Origin of the sequence: Arcicella lustrica, assembly GCF_034930985.1 — a bacterium.
In the GTDB taxonomy this organism is placed as follows: domain Bacteria; phylum Bacteroidota; class Bacteroidia; order Cytophagales; family Spirosomataceae; genus Arcicella; species Arcicella lustrica.
In genome coordinates this window covers 384,504-402,082 of the sequence record NZ_JAYGIM010000001.1, presented here as the reverse complement: position 1 = coordinate 402,082, position 17,579 = coordinate 384,504, and the positions used below count along the sequence as shown (strand labels likewise).

The 17,579-nt window shown below is 36.1% G+C and carries 10 protein-coding genes and 1 pseudogene; 4 read left to right on the top strand and 7 right to left on the bottom strand.

Annotated elements, in window-relative coordinates; translation table 11 throughout:
* Positions 1 to 73: 73 nt before the first annotated feature.
* Both VB798_RS01550 and VB798_RS01545 read right to left on the bottom strand, forming a co-directional pair.
* Positions 74 to 1,319, bottom strand: a pseudogene (locus VB798_RS01550) (IS256 family transposase).
* Positions 1,320 to 1,422: 103 nt separating this feature from the next.
* Positions 1,423 to 2,064, bottom strand: coding sequence for a hypothetical protein (locus VB798_RS01545; RefSeq protein WP_323255243.1), 642 nt, complete (start codon positions 2,062 to 2,064; stop codon positions 1,423 to 1,425).
* A 184-nt stretch (positions 2,065 to 2,248) separates the two neighbouring features.
* On the opposite strand from VB798_RS01545, the gene VB798_RS01540 reads away from it, so the two are divergent.
* Positions 2,249 to 4,660: a TonB-dependent receptor domain-containing protein gene (locus tag VB798_RS01540; protein WP_323255241.1), complete on the top strand. Its 2,412-nt coding sequence runs from the start codon at positions 2,249 to 2,251 to the stop codon at positions 4,658 to 4,660.
* 138 nt (positions 4,661 to 4,798) lie between these two features.
* Here the strand turns inward: VB798_RS01540 and polA are convergent, their stop codons facing one another.
* From polA to pepT, 3 genes are all read right to left on the bottom strand, one after another.
* The gene (gene polA / locus VB798_RS01535; protein WP_323255239.1) at positions 4,799 to 7,654 is read right to left on the bottom strand and encodes a DNA polymerase I; all 2,856 of its coding nucleotides are present in this window, start codon (positions 7,652 to 7,654) and stop codon (positions 4,799 to 4,801) included.
* A gap of 158 nt (positions 7,655 to 7,812) precedes the next feature.
* Positions 7,813 to 7,980 carry a hypothetical protein gene (locus tag VB798_RS01530; RefSeq protein ID WP_184135319.1) on the bottom strand — a complete coding sequence of 56 codons (168 nt, stop codon included), beginning with the start codon at positions 7,978 to 7,980 and terminating at the stop codon, positions 7,813 to 7,815.
* 18 nt (positions 7,981 to 7,998) lie between these two features.
* On the bottom strand, positions 7,999 to 9,249 hold the full coding sequence (pepT, locus tag VB798_RS01525) for a peptidase T (RefSeq protein WP_323255237.1): 1,251 nt from the start codon (positions 9,247 to 9,249) through the stop codon (positions 7,999 to 8,001).
* A gap of 263 nt (positions 9,250 to 9,512) precedes the next feature.
* Here pepT and VB798_RS01520 point away from each other — a divergent pair, with 263 nt between their 5' ends.
* The 3 genes from VB798_RS01520 (at position 9,513) to VB798_RS01510 (ending at position 14,443) form a co-directional block, all read left to right on the top strand.
* Positions 9,513 to 10,787: a citrate synthase gene (locus VB798_RS01520; protein ID WP_323255235.1), complete on the top strand. Its 1,275-nt coding sequence runs from the start codon at positions 9,513 to 9,515 to the stop codon at positions 10,785 to 10,787.
* Positions 10,788 to 11,501: 714 nt separating this feature from the next.
* On the top strand, positions 11,502 to 13,649 hold the full coding sequence (locus VB798_RS01515) for a S9 family peptidase (RefSeq protein WP_323255233.1): 2,148 nt from the start codon (positions 11,502 to 11,504) through the stop codon (positions 13,647 to 13,649).
* A gap of 209 nt (positions 13,650 to 13,858) precedes the next feature.
* Entirely contained in the window at positions 13,859 to 14,443 is a 585-nt protein-coding gene (locus tag VB798_RS01510) for a hypothetical protein (RefSeq protein ID WP_323255231.1), read from the top strand.
* Positions 14,444 to 14,501: 58 nt separating this feature from the next.
* Here VB798_RS01510 and VB798_RS01505 read toward each other — a convergent pair whose 3' ends face one another.
* Both VB798_RS01505 and acs read right to left on the bottom strand, forming a co-directional pair.
* Positions 14,502 to 15,065 (bottom strand): septal ring lytic transglycosylase RlpA family protein, encoded by a 564-nt coding sequence (locus VB798_RS01505; protein WP_323255229.1) that lies wholly within the window; start codon positions 15,063 to 15,065, stop codon positions 14,502 to 14,504.
* Between the two features lie 562 nt (positions 15,066 to 15,627).
* Positions 15,628 to 17,529, bottom strand: a complete 1,902-nt coding sequence (acs, locus tag VB798_RS01500; protein ID WP_407654130.1) for an acetate--CoA ligase — start codon at positions 17,527 to 17,529, stop codon at positions 15,628 to 15,630.
* Between the last annotated feature and the right edge of the window lie 50 nt (positions 17,530 to 17,579).

The following is a 17,579-nucleotide window of genomic DNA, read 5'->3' as shown; positions in this document are numbered from 1 at the left end:
CGGATGTGTTTTTTTTTGAGGGAGTGTTCATTAAACTGTGTCATTTGATTTATTGAGTTAGGGGGCTAGCCCCCTAACTCAATAAATCAACTTGTGAAATTCTGTCTTCAAATGTAATGATTAGTTCTGCACGCATTTCTCTCCAGTTCTTAATTTTTGCATTCCAAACCTTATCCATGTTCTGAATTGCCAAATAGGCTAATTTCAAAAGAGCATTATCTGAAGCAAAAGCTCCTTTACTCTTTGTGATTTTCCTAATTTGTCTATGATAACCTTCTATAGTATTAGTCGTATAAATGATTTTCCTGATTGCTGGGGAGTATTGAAAATAGGTAGAGATATTCTCCCAATTATTCGTCCAAGTTTCAACTGCTTTGGGATATAATTTGCCCCATTTTTCTGCTAAAGTCCCTAGATGTTTTTCTACCATATTAAGATTCTCTGCTTTGTAAACAAGCTGTAAATCCTTTACAAATTCTCTTAAATGCTTATCATAGACAAAGCGAGTAGAGTATCGGATTTGATGGATAACACAAAGTTGTATCTGTGTTTTAGGAAATACTGCTTCAATGGCTTGAGGGAAACCCTTGAGACCGTCAACACAGCTGATTAAAATATCCTCAACTCCTCTTGCTTTGAAATCAGTCAATACTGACAACCAGAACTTAGCGCCTTCTGTTTCAGCCAGATAGATTCCTAATACTTCCTTTTTGCCATCTAAACCTAAGCCTATTACACTATACATGGCTCTGGAACTTACCTTACCATCAATACGAACTTTGTAAAACATCGCATCCATCCAAACTACTGCATAAACCCTTGAAAGAGGTCTAGATTGCCACTCTTGAAGTCGTGGAATTACTCTATCGGTGATGTTTGAGAGTTCGCCTACTGAAAGATGATAGCCATAAAGTTCTTCCAACTGCTCATTGATAGAAGAATAACTCATGCCGTGAGAGACGGGGACGCCAAGTCATTGAAATAATCTGACGCTCTAAAGTATCCGTTAAAACTAATTGTCTCTTTCCAACGACTTGTGGGTTAAAACTACCGTCTCGGTCACATGGAGTCTCTAATTCAAAGCTTCCTCCATTACTCTTAATAGTTTTTTTAGACAAACCATTTTTGCGGTTTTTAATCCCTTCTGCCTTGTTAGCATTCAGGTGATTATCCAATTCTCCTTGTAAAGCACTTTCTAAAAAATGTTTCAACATCGGAGCAAAAATACCATTCTCCCCAGTAAGAGGTTTGCCAGAATAAAGACCTTTTATCGCTTCTTGCTTAAAAGTCTCAAAATCAAAATTGTCAGGAGTCTCCATAATAAAGTGTGTCTGAGTAAAAGTAAAAAAATAAACTTAAATTTAAACTGACACAGTTTGCTGAACAGACTCTAATTATACTTGATGGCTTTTTAGAAAGTTATCAAAACTCTTTTCGATACTTCCTATACAAAATCAAAGACATTACAGCCGTTGCAACGATTAAAATTAATACGCCAACAACAGACGTTGCACTCTTAAAGATGCCTTCTACAAAACTACAAATAAGGGATTCTACAAAGAAAATGACTCCTGTATAAATCCACCAAGTATTGTAGGTTGGTAGCTCCTCAATCGTTACTTCCATTTTGAAATTATCAGGAAAGAAAAGACTTTTCCATTTAGGAAAATCCCATAACAATAAGCCCAAAGAAGCAACAAATAATAGAAAAGTGATATAAACTGTCCCTTGAAACTGTAAGGAAAAAGTAATCAGAAAGATATTGGTAATAATACCCAAGAAAATAAGATTTCCGATGGTAGCAAAGCGTTGCGTCATCAACAAAAATGCTGCCATTACTTGCATCAAGCCCAAAAACTGCCAATAAATACCTGTTTGATAAAGTGCCTCAAAGAAGAATCCGATAGGATTTGAGGTAGCAATAGAAGTAAAACGATTGCCCATTGATTTCGTTAAGCCAGAAGGCACAAAGGCAAAGCCAATTAAATACCTCATCCAGATTACAAAAAACGAAAGGTTTTTATTGCGTCGTACAGTAAGGTAAAGATTGAATAAAGTATCCATAAGGTTCAAGGATGGTCTAATTGATTTTTCAAAAGTAGTAGAAATACGACAGCCTTGATACCGATTTGTTATGTGCGGTTGACAAAATTAAATCCACAGCTTATTAAGCAAATATTTTTTGTACATCGTGCATCCATTTGAATATAGTTTGCATCATAACATCGAATATAAAACATCAAAAAATATGAAATTTATTATTACCATTCTCTTAACCATTATAATATTTGCTCAAGTACAGGCTCAAAGTAAAATTTCTGGGAAAGTTTTAGACGAAAAACAAAAGCCTGCCGAATTCGCAACTGCTGCTTTATTGAATGCCAAAGACTCTTCTATGGTAAAAGCTGACATTACAAACTTGGAGGGCTTATATACTTTTGAAGCCATAAATTCAGGGAAGTATTTAATTGCTACTTCGATGGTAGGCTACAAAAGGACCTTCTCTAAACCTTTTGAAGTAATATCTGAATCCATACAAATACCAGATATTCAATTAAATGTTGCTTCTACAGCATTAAATGAAGTGACAGTAACTGCCCAAAAACCTTTCTTAGAACAACGTGCCGACAAACTCGTCGTGAATGTAGCAAGTAGCCCAACAGCAGCAGGTGCAACCGCTTTGGAAGTGCTGAGAAAAGTGCCAGGATTGATTATCGCTCAAGACCGAATTACTATTGTGGGCAAGGCTTCGGTGATGATCATGATTGATGGCAAACCTTCGCAATATACTGATATGAACGAAGTTTTGAAGGACTTGCCAAGCACTAATATTGATAAAATTGAGGTTATCAAAAATCCATCGGCTCGTTATGATGCTGCGGGTGGGGCAATTATCAATATTGTAATGAAACGCAATGCCAATTTAGGAACAAATGGCTCAATCGGTTTAAATCTTAGAGGCTCGGTCATTAACAATACCGACGTTGGCAGAAGCTCAAATGATATGTTTAATGGCATTTCACCTACATTTTCTATCAACCATCGCAAAGGAAAAGTTAATGTTTTTGGAAGTTATAGCTATGCAAATAGAAACCTTTTTGAACTCACAAGGATTGGTAGAATCATTGGTACTCAAAATTTTGATAATACCCAATTTTCTCCGCTGACTGTTCAGGTACATAACACAAGAGCGGGAATGGATTTTTATGCGGATAAGAAAAATACTTTTGGTTTTCTAATTACGGGCTTTGCCCGTGATGGGGGAAATTTGAGTGATGCAAACACTAAAGTTACAGATGTTGAAAGTGGTGAAGTCATTAATAGTTTTAGAACCATGAATAGCCAACCCACCACACGCACAAATATTGGGTATAATATCAACTGGAAACATTCATTCGACACAACAGGTAAGGACCTAAATGTTGATATTGACTATGTTACTTACCGACTAAAAAATCAGAATATTATTACGATTATTGATAGAAATCAACAACGAAACCAAAGCCAAAGTGTTGATAATCCTGTGGTTTTTACAACCTTTAAACTGGATTATACACATCCTTTTTCAAGTAAAACGAAATTGGAAGTGGGTGGAAAAAGTAGTTTTGCCACCATTGATAATGATTTGAATTTCTACCGTGAAACAATATTGGATACTAAACGAAGCAATGTTTTTAATTATAAAGAGAACATTAATGCCCTCTACGGTACATTCAATACAAGTTTTGGGAACAATTGGGAATTACAAACAGGCTTAAGAGCAGAACAAACTGTAGCTGAGGGATTTAGCAAAATTGAAAATAAAAATGTGTTAGATAGAAATTATTGGCAGTTGTTTCCAAGTGTATTTTTAACCCGTAAAATTGGTAAGAATTTAGGCATCACTACGTCTTTTACTCGTAGAATAGATAGACCGAGTTATCAGCAACAAAACCCTTTTGAATTTCAGTTAGATTCTTTAACATTTACCAGAGGTAACCCATTATTGAAGCCACAATTAACCAATGAATTAAAATTTCAGGTAACATTTGATGGACAACCATTTTTTGCGTTTGGATATAACAAAACCAATGACGTAATTATCGAAAATGCTCCACAACAAGACAATGTAACGAAAAGAACATTTACAACGGCGGAGAATTTAGCCACTTACAAAAATTATTTTGTGGAATTAAATTTCCCTATCAATATTGGAAAAAGAATCTCTGGATATGGTGGTAATCAGTTGATTTATAATGTATATGATGCTAATTATTTAGGTGGAAATTTCAATCAAGGAAGAGTAAATTGGTTGGCATATATCAATGTAAATGCAAAAATTACAAAGACATTGAGTGCTGAAGTCAATGGATTTTATATGACGAAATCTCAGCAAGAATTCCTTGTTTTAAATCCACTAGGAAGCTTGTCTGTAGGTTTACAACAAAAAGTTTTGAATGGAAAAGGTAGAATATCACTGTCAGTAAATGATATTTTATACACTGAAAAGAATACAGCAACAATTAAATATCAAGACATAGACCTCCGTTATTTCCACAGAGAATCATCAAGAAACGTCCGTTTAGGATTCACCTATTCATTTGGAAATGACGTCTTGAAAGCAAGTCGTAATCGTAAAACTGGTTCAGAAACTGAGGCTAATAGGGTGAAAACCAATTGATAACTGTGGGGGAATCTTCACACCCTCACTCCTAATCCGCTAATAAAAACGTGTAGTATAGTTGAACATTTTTGTCAACTTTTAAAAAGTTGACAAAAATGTATTCCTCACTCCGCATTCCAAATTCAAAACTCAAAATCAATGTGCTTCTAACCAGTTTAAGCCAACGCCCATACCTGTTTCCATTTTTACGGGGAAAGGAATGGCGTTTACCATCAATTCGTTTACTTTGGTTTTCATCAATTCCAATTCTGATTTATGTACATCAAAAACTAATTCGTCATGCACGGTAAGAATGATACGAGATTGAAGTTTTTCTTGTTTGATAAAATCATTTACTTTAATCATCGCCACCTTTATCATATCCGCCGCCGAACCTTGAATCGGGGCGTTTACAGCATTTCGTTCGGCAAAACCACGTTCTACCATATTGTTTGAATTGATGTCGCGCAAGTAACGTCTTCTTCCCAAAATGGTTTCTACATAACCTTTGTCACGAGCGTCAATCACAGCCGTATCCATGTAGCGTTTGATAGCTGGAAATTCTCGCCAATAACTGTCAATAATTTCTTTCGCTTCCGTTCTTGAAATGGCAATTTGCTGAGCCAAACCAAAAGCCGAAACGCCATAAATAATACCAAAATTGACTGTTTTCGCTTTTCTACGCATATCAGAAGTCACTTCATCCAAACTTACATTAAATACTTTTGCGGCAGTAGTAGCGTGAATATCTCTTCCCTGATTAAAAGCTTCAATCATAGATTCATCTTTGGCAACAGCCGCCATGATACGTAATTCAATTTGCGAATAATCGGCAGAAAGAATCAAGAAATCATCATTTTTAGGAATGAAAGCCTTTCTAATTTCTCGTCCACGAGCGGTACGAATCGGAATATTTTGTAAGTTAGGATTGGTACTCGACAAACGACCAGTAGCCGTAACTGCCTGATTAAAAGAAGTATGTACTCTGCCCGTTCTTGGCGAAATCATCAAAGGCAAAGCATCTACATAGGTTGATTTCAATTTTTGTAATTCTCTAAAATCCAGAATTTTACGAGCAATTTCGTGTTCAGATTCTAATTTAGACAATACTTCTTCACCCGTCATATATTGACCCGTTTTTGTCTTCTTAGCTTTAGGGTCAAGCTTTAATTTATCGAATAAAATTTCCCCTAATTGCTTTGGCGAACCAATGTTGAATTCTTGTCCCGCCAATTCAAAAACTTTGGTTTGTACTTCCAACATATCTTTTTCCAAAGTTTTCGACATATCTTTCAAGAAATCAATATCAAGCCTTACGCCTTCCATTTCAATATCAGAAAGTACTTGTGTCAAAGGCATTTCTACTTCTTCCAGTAGCTTCACCGCACTTGGATTTTGTGCTAAAAGTGGATGTAATTTACCTTTCAATTGTAAAGTAATATCAGCATCTTCGGCAGCGTATTCTTTGATTTTCTCAAATTCCACATCACGCATATTGCCTTGCTTCGCTCCTTTTTTACCGATTAATTCATCAATTGAAACTGGTGTATAATGCAAGAAATCCTCCGCCAAAATATCCATTCCGTGACGTTTCTCTGGCTCGATGATATAATGTGCCAACATCGTATCATAAGTTTTACCTTTTACTTCTACGCCATATTGAGCAAGCACCATTAAATCATACTTGATATTTTGAGCGATTTTAGTGATTTTTTCATTGGAAAAAATCGGCTTAAATTCATCTACAATCGCTTGTGTTTCTTCACGATTGGCAGGAGTTGGCACATAATAAGCTTCGCCTGCACGATAAGCAAAAGACAAACCCACCAAATCGGCTTCGACGGCATCAACGTTGGTCGTTTCCGTATCGAAACAAATTTCATCTTGTAAACTCAAGAAATGAATCAAAGATTGACGCAACTCTGGCGTATCAATCAAATGATATTGGTGAACAGTAGTATCAATAGTAGCTTTCGGATTACTTTCAGAAGGCGTATCGGTATCGTCAAAAAGTTCTAATTTCTTTTCTTCAACAATACTTCCGAACAAGTCAAACTGACCAGATGAAGCTTTTGCTTTTGCCGCCACAGTAGCTTTTTTAGCTTCTGGAATGGCAGTAGGCTGTTCTACAACAGCTTCTTCACCCAGTAATCTACGACGTAAAGTTCTAAATTCTAATTCATCCAAAAGCGGAGAAAGCAATTCTTTGTTTACTTCACAAACTTTTAAATCTTCCTCATCGAAAGTAACAGGTACTTCGCAGTGAATAGTCGCTAATTCTTTCGACAATAAACCTTGTTGAGCAAAATTTCTAACGTTTTCTTGCTGCTTGCCTTTTAGTTTATTGACGTTGGCAATCAAGTTTTCTAAAGAACCGTACTCTTGAATTAACTTTTGGGCGGTCTTCTCCCCTATTCCCGGAATCCCCGGAATATTATCAGAAGCATCACCCATCAAACCCAAAGTATCAATTACTTGCGACACATCTTGAATTCCCCAACGCTCACAGATTTCCTTAACGCCCAAAACCTCAACGCCTTTTCCCATAAAAGCAGGCTTGTACATAAAAATTCGTTCCTCCACGAGCTGACCGTAATCTTTATCGGGCGTCATCATATAAATTTCCATATCATCATGTTCACGAGCAGCACGTTTGGCGATAGTACCGATAACGTCATCCGCCTCGTAACCTTCCATGATTAACATCGGAATATTCATGGCAGTACAAAGACGCTTAATATATGGAATGGCAATCGTAATATCTTCTGGTTGAGCCTGACGTTGAGCCTTGTAGGCCTCAAACTGAATATGTCTAAACGTCGGAGTTGGCGTATCAAAAGCCACGCCAAGATGCGTAGGTTTTTCTTTAGTAAGCACCTCCAACAAAGTATTAGTAAAGCCAAATACCGCACTGGTATTCAAACCCTTAGAAGTAATACGAGGAGTTTTCTGGAAAGCAAAGTGCGCTCTATAAATCAATGCCATTGCATCGAGAAGAAATAGTTTTTTCATCTGATTGTAACGAAGAGTGTATGCCTAAAAAGGCAAGATTTCCTCAAAAATACCAAAATCTATTGGTTCTGTTTCACGAAGATTGAAAAGATGGTTAATTAAAACAAAAAAACGGCTATTCTCATCATAGAAAATAGCCGTTTTTTCTTTACTTCCTTTTAATACTCATCTTTCAACATCTTTACAAAATCATCTTCATAAGCTTTTAGGGCTTTTAATAATGCTTGTAATTCGTTGTAATCCGACGAGCCTTTTTTGGCATTGTAAAGTTTGTCTGCTCGTTCCGAGGCTTTTTCGTATTCAGCTTCGTTTTTAATCTTAATCATTTGATTTATCGGTAATTGTTATTGAGTTTTCTCTTCCCAAATTTTACACAAATTTACAATAGTTTCGGTAGCTTTTTCCATGTCTTGTACAGAAACCCACTCATGTTTTCCATGAAATGCGTGTTCGCCTGCAAAGATATTCGGACAAGGTAAACCCATGAATGACAGCCTAGAACCGTCCGTTCCTCCTCTAATACTCATTTGCTTTCCTACAATTCCACTTCTTTCAATCGCCTCTAAAGCATAAGCGGTTACTTCTGGGTAATTATCCAATACTTCTTTCATGTTTCGGTATTGTTCAAGTACTTCAAAAGTAGCTTTTGAATTCGGATAATTCAATAATACTTCTTCCATAATTGTCTTCAAAACAGCTTCATGCTCATGCAGTTTTTCTACCGAAAAATCACGAATAATAAATTCAATCGTAGCTGTCTCTACCATACCCGAAATCCCTACTGGATGAATGAATCCTTCTTTTTCTTCTGTTGTTTCTGGCGAAAGTGTTTCTTTGGGAAGTTTCGCTACAATTTCAGCCGCAATTTTTAAAGCACTTTCCATTTTACCTTTCGCAAAACCGGGGTGCTGACTTACTCCATGAATCGTAATTTTCACACCATCTGCCGAGAAAGTCTCGTCTTCTAAAGAACCCAAAGTTTCTCCATCAATCGTATAACCAAAATCTGCTCCTAATTTTTCTAAATCTACCGCTGCCGTTCCTCTTCCTATTTCTTCATCTGGTGTAAAGAGTATTTTAATTGTTCCGTGTTTTATTTCAGGATTATTGACTAAGTGATAAGCCGCATCCATAATTTCAGCAACGCCAGCTTTATTATCTGCACCCAATAAAGTAGTTCCGCTTGCCGTTATAATATCGTTACCAAATTGATGTGCTAAATCTGGATGCTCTGTCAATCTGATAATTTGAGAATTATCATCTGGTAAAACAATATCCTGTCCTTGATAATGCTGATGAATAATTGGTTTAACACCTTCTCCAGAACAATCAGGCGAAGTATCCACATGCGAACAAAAACAAATAACAGGTACAGGTTTTTCAGAATTACTTGGAATGGTAGCATATACATAACCAAATTCATCTAAATGGGCATCTTGTACGCCCATTTGAATAAGTTCCTGAACTAAAAGCTTACTTAAATCCTTCTGTTTTAAGGTTGATGGCTGTGTATTGGAATTTGAATCTGATTGTGTATCGATTTGAACATATTTCAAGAAGCGTTCGGTCGAAGTATTTTTATAGTTCTTTAGCATTTATTCAATGATTAAATCTGTGTTTAATAAAACAGGTAATTTATTCACAAAGGTAACAAAGGTTTAAATTTTCGTGATTAACTTGCGCCAAGATAATTACAAGAATATAAGGTTCTTATTTAAAAATAGAACTTTTTCAACAACTATCTAAATTTTGCAAAGAAAAACCCACTAAAACATTAGAAAGAGGATTTTTCATTTAATTTCGTATCAACAAAATAAAAACATATTTTTTCAAGATAAAGCCCAATAAAATATAGGTTATGTCAGAATTTGCAGAACTCTCGTTAGGTGACAAAAAGTATCAATTTCCTGTAATCACAGGAAGTGAAGATGAAAAAGCAATTGATATTGCCAAACTCCGTGATGAAACAGGTCATATCACCATTGATTCTGGTTATAAAAACACTGGAGCTACTAAAAGTGCGATTACGTTTTTGGACGGTGAGCTAGGGATTCTTCGTTATAGAGGTTATTCAATTGAAGAATTAGCTGAAAAAGCTACTTTCTTGGAAGTTGCTTATTTATTAATTTACGGTGAACTTCCTACTACTGAACAATACGCAGCATTTGAGCACGAAATCAAAATGCACACCATCGTTAACGAGGATATGCGTAAAATTTTTGAAGGCTTCCCTGTGAATGCACACCCAATGGGCGTACTTTCTGCAATGGTTTGTGCGATGTCGGCTTTCTACACTGGCGATAAAGCAGGTGCTGATGAATTGAACATTATTCGTTTAATGGCAAAAATGCCTTCAATGGCTACTTGGTCTTACAAAAAATCTCAAGGACATCCAGTAAACTATCCAAACAACTCTTTGGATTATTGCTCAAACTTCTTGAACATGATGTTTGCTTTGCCAGTTGCTCCTTACAATGTTGACCCTGTAGTTTCGGCGGCTTTAAATAAATTATTGATTCTTCATGCAGACCACGAACAAAACTGTTCAACTTCTACAGTTCGTTTAGTGGGTTCTTCTCATGCTAGTTTATATGCTTCGATTTCAGCAGGTATCAATGCACTTTCTGGACCGCTTCACGGTGGTGCAAACCAAGAAGTAATTGAAATGTTGGAAGCTATTAAAGCTGACGGCGGTGATACTTCTAAGTACATTGCGATGGCGAAAGATAAAAATTCTGGTTTCCGTTTGATGGGCTTTGGTCACCGTGTTTATAAAAACTTTGACCCTCGTGCTAGAATCATTAAAAAAGCAGCTGACGATGTATTATCTGCTTTGGGAATCAACGATCCAGTATTGAAAATTGCTGCTGAATTAGAAGCGGCTGCTTTGAGCGACCCATACTTCGTAGCTCGTAAATTATATCCAAATGTTGACTTCTATTCAGGTATCATTTACCGTGCATTAGGTATTCCAACAGATATGTTTACAGTAATGTTTGCAATTGGTCGTCTTCCGGGTTGGATTGCTCAATGGAAAGAAATGAAAGCTAACAAAGAGCCTATCGGTCGTCCACGTCAAGTTTATGTTGGTGCTACTGAACGTGCTTATGTTGATCTTGCTGATAGAAAATAATTTTTCTTGACTGATATATTCAAAAGAGGTGTTTTACGATAAGTGAGACACCTCTTTTGTTTTATGGATTACAAGTTTTCTTTTCCACTTCGCAAGATTTCTCGGACGGAATAGAACATTTCTTTCCCATCTCGTAAGATTTCTCAGGCGGGCTAGAAAATTTCTTTCACACCTTACAAGATTTCTCGGACGGATTAGAAGATTTCTTTCCCACCTTACAAGATTTCTCAGACGGATTAGAAAATTTCTTTCCCTTCTTACAAGATTTCTCGGACGGATTAGAAAATTTCTTTCTCATCTTACAAGATTTCTCGGACGGATTAGAAAATTTCTTCCCCATCTTACAAGATTTCTCGGACGGATTAGAAAATTTCTTCCCCATCTTACAAGATTTCTCGGACGGAATAGATTTTTTCAATTTGCAAGCAAAATTACTCATAACATGACTTTGCTAGTTTTATCATAGTTCCAATTAATTGGAAGTCATGCCATGAGTTACTCCCACTTGGACATTATGAAAGTCTAAGCATCACAAAACCAGTTCAAGTGTTAAGTAAAGCGTTACTTGTACTTTTATAAAGTCATTTCGAAATAAAACACCTGTCCAAGCCACAGACTTGAACTAGTGAGGAGAATCAAAGCCCTCAAATACAGAAGAAAAGAATTTAGCCATTTTTTATTAGCTTTGCTAAAATTCAAAATCCTTCATCAATCATGAAAAAAACACTCCTTCTTTTAGTATTAACCTTCTCACAAGTAGCCTTTTCTCAAAAGGGAAAAGAGAAAATTTTGGTTACTGACATGACCAAAATCAAACAAGTTGCTAGCGTATCTATAGCGCCTGATGGTAAAAAAGCCATTTATGCTTTAAGAACTAACGAAAGTAACGAAACAGATAAACTAGATTTCGACTATCGCTCACATTTATGGTTGACTGACTTCCAAACGGTAAAACAATTAACTCGTGGTACTGAAAGCGTTGGTGCTGCTACTTGGTCGGCAGATAGCAAACAAATTGCTTTTTCAAGAAATGTAAAAGGTAAATTTCAAATCTTTTTAATGCCTTTAGATGGTGGTGAAGCATTTCAATTAACAGATTTTAAATACGGAGCGAGTAATCCACAATGGTCGCCAGATGGGAGTAAGATTTTGTTTTCTACCAATGTTACTTTTTCGGATTTACTGAAAGATTCATTAATCAATCCAAGTAAAAAACTGCCTTCATGGTCGATTGAAAAAGCTGGTTTTAAAAGTAATGATTTCTTGAAAACTGATAAAAAAGTAAAAGCTAATCCAAATGGAAGTATCGAAGAAATCAGAGCATATCTTGAAAAAGATGTTGAAGATAAAAAAGCAAAAGTAATTACCCGCTTGAATTTTCAAGGAGAATCTACGACTGAACCAGAAATTCGCTTTAATCTTTTATTTGTGATTGATGCGAAAGAAGGCGCAAAACCAGTACAATTGACAAAAGGATTCTGGTCGTATAACGGCGGAAGTTGGTCAGCTGATAGTAAGAAAATCTATGCGTCGAGTGGTAGAGATAGTTTACAACATCCAGATAGAGAATTGAATGCTTCGATTGTTTTATTGAATGCTGACGGTTCGGGCATTAAACAAATTATCGCTGAAAAAGGCATTTCATATAATAGTGCTACGCCATCGCCTGATGGAAAATTGTTGATTGCCACGATGTCTAAAACAGATTGGTTGGGCTTCAATCAAATCATTTTAGCCAATGCCGATGGAAGTAACAAAACGATAGTTACTTTCGACAGAGCTGCTAATAATTTTGAATGGACAGACGACAGTAAATTTGTGTATTTCACAGCAAGTTCAAATGGTGGAGTACCTATTTATAAATTAGATGTGCAGACTAAAAAAATCGAAAAACTAAGTGACTACGATACAGGAATCAGCAGTTTTGACATTTCTAAAGAACGCATTGTTTTTGCTAAAACTGAAGTAAAAAACCCTTCTGAATTATATACAGCAGATTTATTGATGAAAAATGCTGTTAAATTAAGCGCTCATAATGACGAATGGCTACAAAATAAAGCCTTGAGCTTTCCTGAAAAAAGAGTTTACAAAAACTCTAAAGGACAATCAGTAGAGTATTGGATTATGAAACCTGCCAATTATGAAGCTGGCAAGAAATATCCTTTACTATTAAATATGCACGGTGGACCAACTGCCATGTGGGGACCAGGCGAAGCATCGATGTGGCATGAATTCCAATACTTTTGTTCGCAAGGTTATGGTTTGGTTTATGCCAACCCAAGAGGTTCGGGCGGTTATGGAAAAGATTTTCAGTTTTCAAATTATCAAGATTGGGGAAATGGACCAACGGAAGATGTTTTAGCTGCAACAAGCGATGCTGCCAAAGCAAGCTGGGTTGATACTTCCAAACAAGTAATCACGGGCGGTTCCTATGCTGGTTATTTAACGGCTTGGATTATTTCGCACGATCACCGTTTTAAAGCTGCTTTTGCACAAAGAGGTGTTTATGAATTATCTACTTTCATGGGCGAAGGAAATGCTTGGCGACTTACCCCAAATTATTTTGGCGGTTATCCTTGGGAAAGTAATATCAAACCAATTTTGGAAAGAGAATCTCCTTATACTTATGTGGATAAAATCAAAACTCCTTTTTTGATTAAACACGGTGAAAATGATTTAAGAACTGGCGTAATACAGTCTGAAATGATGTATAAATCGCTAAAAATTATGGGCAAAGAAGTTGAGTACGTGCGTATGCCAGGTGGAACGCACGAACTTTCTAGGACTGGAAATGTTCGCCAGAAAATAGATAGAATGCTTAGAATTTATGAATTTTTCGAGAGATATATCGGAGTAAAATAGAAAACGAATCAATTTTTTGACAGGAAAATGGGGAAAATCAGCTTGATTTTCCCCATTTTTTTATTCCTCTATTCCATAAAAATTATGCTCATCAATTAATTTGTGTAAAAAAAACCACACATTAAAGTAAAAATTAGGCTGGAACAAATCTTTTTAATTACTCTACAACAACAGAAGAATATTCTATCTCTTCATAAAATTATTAAAATATGAAAAAGCTATTTTTAACATTCGCCATCTTAGCGACCGCTTTAGTTGCTACAACTCAGAAAGCTGCTGCACAATTCTCATTAGGAATTCATGGATCATATTTTGCACCCGATGCTAAAGATGCAAAAGGGCTATATGGAGCAGGTTTACAAGCCAAAGTATTTGTTAGCGAACAATTTGCTGTGGGTGTAGGTGTAAAATCAATCAAAGAAGAATTTAATGGAACGGGGTATCAGTTCACAAATACTATCGTTCCGATTACGGGTATGTTTGAATATTATTTAACAAAAGGAATTGTTCGTCCTTATCTTGGTGCTGAAGCGGGAGTTTTTACTTCTACGTTAAAAGGCAATGTATTGGGTGTTAATTCTGAAACAACTTCCTCTAAATTTGGAGCTGCTCCAAAATTTGGTATCGCTATTCCAGTGGGGAATTTGGGAATTTTTGCAGAAGGTACTTATAACTTTATTTTTGATAATAAAGATGGTTCAAACAACGGTTCGCCGGGTAATGCAGATTTTAGTACTTCCTCTAAATTCTTTATGGTGAATGCAGGTTTAACTTTTGGCTTCGGTGGAAAGTAAAACTTTATCGAAAATCTTACCAACAAAAAAGGCTTCGCAAATTGCGAAGCCTTTTTTGTTATTCCTTAATGCCAAGATTTAAAGGTCTGACTGTTGTTGAATCTAACCTGATTCTTCCATTTGAATCTTTTACAACCATCATATACATTGGTTTTTTACTAAGAAGTATATCAACCATTGATACTTGTTGTGTGGTGTCTTTGGCAATTAATGGTACTTCTTCTTCTTCTTCCTCATTCAGGCTAAGGACGCCATCACCAAATGAGAGTACTTTAATCGCTACAGAAGCTGTTCCTTTGCCAATTAATCCTAAATCTTTCGCCGCTGCATAAGATACATCTAAAATTCTTCCTCTACTGTGTGGACCTCTATCGTTTACTTTTACGATGGTCACATTCCCATTTTCCTTATTGGTTACTTCTAATAAAGTACCGAATGGAAGCGATTTGTGGGCAGCTGTTCTGCGGTTAGCTTTGTAACGTTGACCGCTAGAAGTTTTTCGTCCTTCAAACTTACTTGCATAATATGAAATCTTTCCACTAATCGTTTTTTTCGGTTTGGAAGGAGTCGTAAATGCAGTAACCGTGGCAGTAAAAAGTAGGAAAACTGTTTTTAAAATCATAATAACATATTTAGAAACCTACCGCAAAAGCCTAACTATGTAGTACAATTGATATTGAAAATGATTATATCAAATCGTTTTACAATAAGGGTTTCGTGAAACAATCATTTAATATTCAGGTACGCTAACGTTAACTTAAACCTTAAAAAATTGTAAGAAAAATTCATCAATTTCTACTTTTTCAAATAGCTTTTGATAAATCAAGGGTGCAATTTACACATTTTTATCCAAAAAAAGGAGGGTCTATCCCTTACATTAACTAACTAAAACGCTCGCTAAGTTTTAAAAAGACGATTAAAATCATCATTTATTAATAATTCCCCCAAAAATACTTAGTCCAAATCTTACACAAATTAGCTGATTATCAGTACATTTCAAATTTTCATTCCATCATTAACAAAATAATAGGCTTGTTGATGAAGCGATTATGTCTAAAAGTTTAGACAATATTAAATCTAACTGCTCTTAACAAAAATTAACATAAAAGATTTTTGAATCTCATTGCATAAAAAAGAGGTCTCGCTTTTAACGAAACCTCTTCATTCAACATACCAGTAATCTATTACAAAGCTCCTTCTCTGATTTCATCCACTACGCTTGGGTCTAGCAAAGTAGAAGTATCGCCTAAATTTGAAGTATCTCCTTCCGCTACTTTTCTTAAAATTCTTCTCATGATTTTACCTGAACGAGTTTTAGGCAAACCACTCACAAATTGAATTTTATCAGGTTTAGCAATTGGTCCAATTACACGAGTAACAGTTGCTAAAATATCTCTACGAGTTAAATCAGAATCATGTCCTGTCGATTTTTCACAAATTACATAAGCATAAATGCCTTGTCCTTTGATGTCATGCGGATAACCTACCACCGCAGATTCTACCACGCCCAAGTGCATATTGATGGCATTTTCAACTTCTGCTGTTCCAATTCTATGACCAGAAACATTGATTACATCATCAACACGACCTGTGATTCTGTAATAACCATCTTCATCACGCATACAACCGTCTCCTGTAAAATAAAGGTTTTTATAAGTAGAGAAGTATGTTTGGATACAACGTTCGTGGTCGCCATAAGTAGTACGAATAATACCCGGCCAAGGGAATTTAATACATAAATTTCCAGAAACGCCATTTCCGACAATCTCCTCTCCTTTTTCATCTACCAAAATTGGTTGAACGCCCGGCAAAGGTAAAGTAGCATACGAAGGCTTTGTTTTGGTAATGCCAGCAATTGGAGAAATCAAAATCCCTCCCGTTTCTGTTTGCCACCAAGTATCTACAATCGGAGATTTTCCTTTACCAATATGATCGTTATACCAATGCCAAGCTTCTTCGTTAATTGGCTCTCCTACCGAACCTAATACTTTCAATGAACTTAAATCTTTATCATTTACATAGTCAAGTCCAAAACCCATTAACGAGCGAATCGCTGTTGGTGCGGTATATAAAATATCTACTTTATGTTTATCAATCACATCCCAGAAACGTCCAGCATCTGGATACGTTGGTACGCCTTCAAACATCAATGAAGTAGCGCCATAACATAATGGTCCATAAACGATATATGAGTGACCAGTAATCCAACCAATATCTGCCGTACAAAAATGTACTTGTCCGGGTTGATATTGGAAAACATTCGCAAAAGTATAAGTGGTATAAACCATGTAGCCTCCACAAGTATGTACAACGCCTTTTGGTTTACCTGTTGAACCAGAAGTATAAAGAATGAAAAGCATATCTTCTGCATCCATTTCTTCTGCTGGACAATCAGATGAAACTGTTTTTACTTCATTTTCCCACCAAACGTCACGCCCTTTCAGCATTGAAACTGGTGTGCGAGTACGAGTAGAAACGATTACTTTTTGCACTGATGGGCATTGAATCAAAGCATCATCCACCGTAGATTTCAAGCCAATTTCTTTATTTCCACGGAAAGAACCATCAGAAGTAATCACGATATTACATTGCGCATCATTAATACGGTCAGCAATTGATTGTGAAGAAAAACCTCCAAAAACCACTGAATGGATAGCTCCAATTCTAGCACAAGCCAATACAGCAATTGCCAATTCTGGAATCATTGGCATATAAATACAAATTCTATCCCCTTTTTTAGCTCCATGCTTTTTCAACACATTTGCAAACTGACAAACTCTTTGATGAAGCATTTTGTAAGTAAGCGTTATTGACTCTTCTTGTGGGTCATTAGATTCCCAAATGATAGCGGGCTGGTCGCCACGAGTAGCTAAATGGCGGTCTAAAGCATTTTCAGTAATATTCATTTTACCGCCAGCAAACCATTTGGTTGTTCCTGTCGTAAAATCCCATTCTAATGTTTTTTTCCAAGGTTTACGCCATTGAAAATTTTGTGCTATTTCAGCCCAGAAACTTTCAGGGTCTGAAACTGAATGGTTATATGCTGATTCGTAATCATCAAAGGAGCTAATTTGTAAATTCATCATTAATCGGATATTAGAAATTGAGTTGGTATTGAATTGCTTCAGATTTTAAT